4 protein-coding genes are annotated in these 3,275 nt (G+C 68.4%); 1 reads left to right on the top strand and 3 read right to left on the bottom strand.

The features are described 5' to 3' along the window. On the top strand, positions 1–771 hold a 771-nt coding region (locus HKL97_RS10805), incomplete at its 5' end, for a DUF2478 domain-containing protein (RefSeq protein ID WP_291425192.1). 2 nt (positions 772–773) lie between these two features. Here HKL97_RS10805 and moaA read toward each other — a convergent pair. From moaA to HKL97_RS10790, 3 genes are all read right to left on the bottom strand, one after another. Beyond that, positions 774–1,760, bottom strand: a complete 987-nt coding sequence (gene moaA, locus HKL97_RS10800) for a GTP 3',8-cyclase MoaA (RefSeq protein ID WP_291425190.1) — start codon at positions 1,758–1,760, stop codon at positions 774–776. A 206-nt stretch (positions 1,761–1,966) separates the two neighbouring features. Further along, positions 1,967–2,758: a FadR/GntR family transcriptional regulator gene (locus tag HKL97_RS10795; RefSeq protein WP_291425188.1), complete on the bottom strand. Its 792-nt coding sequence runs from the start codon at positions 2,756–2,758 to the stop codon at positions 1,967–1,969. 3 nt (positions 2,759–2,761) lie between these two features. Further along, positions 2,762–3,275: SMP-30/gluconolactonase/LRE family protein (locus HKL97_RS10790; protein WP_291425186.1), on the bottom strand; the 514-nt coding region annotated here is incomplete at its 5' end.

Below are 3,275 nucleotides of genomic sequence, written 5' to 3'. Positions count from 1 at the left end.
GGCCACGGGGTGTGCGGCGGGCAATTGGCAGCTGTGGCGGCATCGGGCGGGCGGCGTCACCCGGTGGCGGGGCTATGGTCCGCCAGCCTGCGCGCGCCGCTGCGGCGGTTTCTGCTTGAGCAGGGGCAGCGCAAAATGGGCCTGTGGGCCGAACACTGCGGCGCCGCAACCGTGGAATGGCCGGACGAGCCGCGCGATCCGTTTTTCAATATCAACCGGCCGGAGGAGCGCGAGGAAGCCGCCGCGCAACTAAGCCAGCGGCCATACCGCGCGGGCGCAGTCGTTTTGCCGCATCGCCACGCCGCCCATGCCCTGCTGGCGGATTTCGCGGCCCTGCAACAAGCCCAGAGCGTGGCCGTTGCCGGTTTGCTGCAAGAGGGCAGCAAAAGCGCCGGAGATGCGCCCGATGCCATAACACTGGCCGACCTGAACACAGGCGAGCGCTTCGCGATCATGCTCAGCGAGGCCTGCGCCGGATCCTGCGCGGTTGACCCCTCGGCCGTGGCCGCCGCTTCCGCCGTTCTGCGGCGCGCCATTGCCGGGCGCAGTTCCCTGATTCTGGTCAATAAATTCGGCCCGCTGGAGGCTGAGGGCGGCGGCCTGGCCGATGAAATGCTGCAAGCCATGGCGGCGGAGCTGCCCTTGCTGACCACCGTTTCAGTCAACCGGCTCGAATCCTGGCTGCGCTTCACCGGCGGCATGTGCGAGCTGCTCCCCCCTGACCCAGCGGCATTATCCGCCTGGTGGGAGCGCAACCGCCAGCAGCGCTGAATTTATCCGCCGGTTTGGTTCATGGTCCGCGCCAGCGGCTGATGGCTGGCGCGCTGAGCCACGAAATCATGGCCCTCCGGCTTATGGCCGATGGCGCGGCGGATCGCCTCCTGCAACGGCGCATCGCTGGCCGAGGCGCGCAAAGGCTGGCGCAGATCGGTGCCGGCCTCATGGCCCAGGCATAAAAACAACCTGCCGGTGCAGCTCACGCGCACCCGGTTGCAGCTTTCGCAGAAACCATGGCTGAGCGGGGTGATGAAGCCGAGCCGCCGCCCGGTTTGCTCCACGGTTACATAGCGGGCCGGGCCGCCGCTGCTATAATCGGTGGCCGCCAGGGTCCAGCGCCGCGCCAGCTGGTCGCGCAGCACGCTCAGCGGCAACGCCAGGAAGTCCGGCCCGGTGCTGAATTCGCCGAGCGGCATGGCCTCGATCAACGAGAGATCATGCCCCTCCTCGCCGCACCAGGCAATCAGCCGGTCGATCTCATGGCCGTTCACCCCGCCCAGCACCACGGTGTTGATCTTCACGGCCAGACCCGCGGCCTTGGCGGCGCGGATGCCCTCCAGCACAAGCGCCAGATCGCCCCGGCGGGTGATCTTGTGGAACAGCCCGGGGTCCAAACTGTCCACTGAGACGTTGATCCGCCGCATCCCGGCCCGCGCCAGCCCCTCGGCGTAGCGGCTCAGCTGCGTGCCGTTGGTGGTCAGCGTCAGCTCCGCCAGCCGGCCAGCCGCCACATGCTCACCCAGCGCGCCGATTAACTGCATGATGCCCCGGCGCACCAGCGGCTCGCCGCCGGTCAGCCGCAGCTTGCGCACGCCCAGGCCGATGAACACGCTGCTCAGCCGCGCCAGCTCTTCAAGGTCCAGCACATCCGCCTTGGGCAGGAATTCGGTATCCTCGGCCATGCAATAAGCGCAGCGCAGATCGCAGCGGTCCGTGACCGAGAGACGCAGGTAGGAAATGCGGCGGCCAAAGGGATCAATCAATTCCTAACTCCTCGCGCCGGGAGCTGACTATGAACCTCCTGACTCTGCACAAACATTGGCCCGGCCTCGCCGTTTGTAAACCCCCCGTCTTGCCGCGCCTGGCGCGCGATCGTTTGGGGTTCGCCCACCAACCCGCGCGCAGTACCCTGCGTCATTCATGACGCAGGGTACTGCGCGCGGGTTGGTGGGCGGCGCGCGCTAAATATTCAGTCGCGGTTGCGGTCGATCATCCGGCGCCGCGCCTGGGTGAGGTGAAACTGCATCGCTACCTGGGCGGCATCCGCGTCCTGCAGGCTGATGGCTTCCAAAATCAGCACATGCTCCTGCAACACCTGGCTGGCGCGCTCGCGCGGGCTGGTGCGGGTGAGCTGGAGAGACAGATTCATGAAGCCGGTCAGCGCCTCGTGCAGATGCGCCAGCAGAGCCGGGTAGAAGCTGTTGCCCGAAGCCTGGGCGATGGCCATATGGAACGCCAGATCAGCATCCGGGCTGGGGCTGCCCAACGCCGCCTCGCCGCGGAAACGCTCATGCGCTGCTTTTATCCCCGCCAGCTCCGCCGGGTTGCGCCGCTCTGCGGCATGGCGGGCGGCACTGCCCTCCAGCACCAGCCGCACCTCGATGCAGCGCAGAAACTCCGCCACACGCTGCGGTTCGGCGAAATTGGCCAGACGCTCGGCCGGGCGGGCCATCACATAAGTGCCCGAGCCCTGGCGGGCCTGCACCAGCCCATCGGCGCGCAGCCGCTGCAAGGCCTGGCGCACTACCGGGCGGGAGACGCCGAACATCTTGCACAGGTCCAGCTCGGCCGGCAGGCGCGTACCCTCGGGCAACCGGCCGGAGACGATCTGCTCCAGAATCTGGCCGTAGAGCTGGTCGCCCATGCGCTGGCGGCGGGTAAGCACCAGCCCCGTCTGGCCGCCGGGCGCCGCCTCGGGCATATGAAAGATTTTCAGCGGCCGCTCCGGCACGTTACGCTCCCAGTTGACGGGCTTGAACATAACTCAAAGCGCTCCGGCCGCGAAGAGCGCGCAGGGGACGCCCGCCACGGTGGCGGTTGCCGCCAATACCGGCCCCGCTGCGCCGCCCGCCGGGCGCAGGGAGGTGACATAAAGCCGCCCGTCACCGCCAAAACAGGGCATGGTGGGGGCTGGGACTGGAACGGGGATGCGCTGGTCCAGCTTGCCATCCGGCGCATAGCGGTTGAGGCACCCGGCGGAGACACCGGCGCTCCAGTAATAACCCTGCGCGTCAACCGCGCCACCATCCGGCCGCCCCTCCGCCTCGCCAGGGGTGGCGATGCGCATCTGGCCGCTCATCGCGCCGGTTGCGGGGGCGAAATCCCAGCGCTCGATCCAGCAGCCGCGTGAATCCGAGTGGAACATGCTGCGCCCATCGGCGGACCAGGCGAGGCCGTTGGAGGTGAACAGAGCGTCGCGGCGGCGCTCCACAAGCCCCTCGGGGGTGACGCGAAAGAGCGCCCCGCGCGGCGCGCGGCGGGGCGCGTCATGCATCGAG

The sequence above is a fragment of the Acidocella sp. genome (assembly GCF_013044125.1).
Lineage (GTDB): Bacteria > Pseudomonadota > Alphaproteobacteria > Acetobacterales > Acetobacteraceae > Acidocella.
Note: the sequence above shows the minus strand (reverse complement) of the source record. Positions and strands in the feature narration are given on the sequence as shown.

Bases quoted from the DNA above. Each gene is read 5' to 3' on its own strand.
- HKL97_RS10795 (WP_291425188.1), bottom strand. From the start codon at position 2,758: ATGTTCAAGCCCGTCAACTGGGAGCGTAACGTGCCGGAGCGGCCGCTG.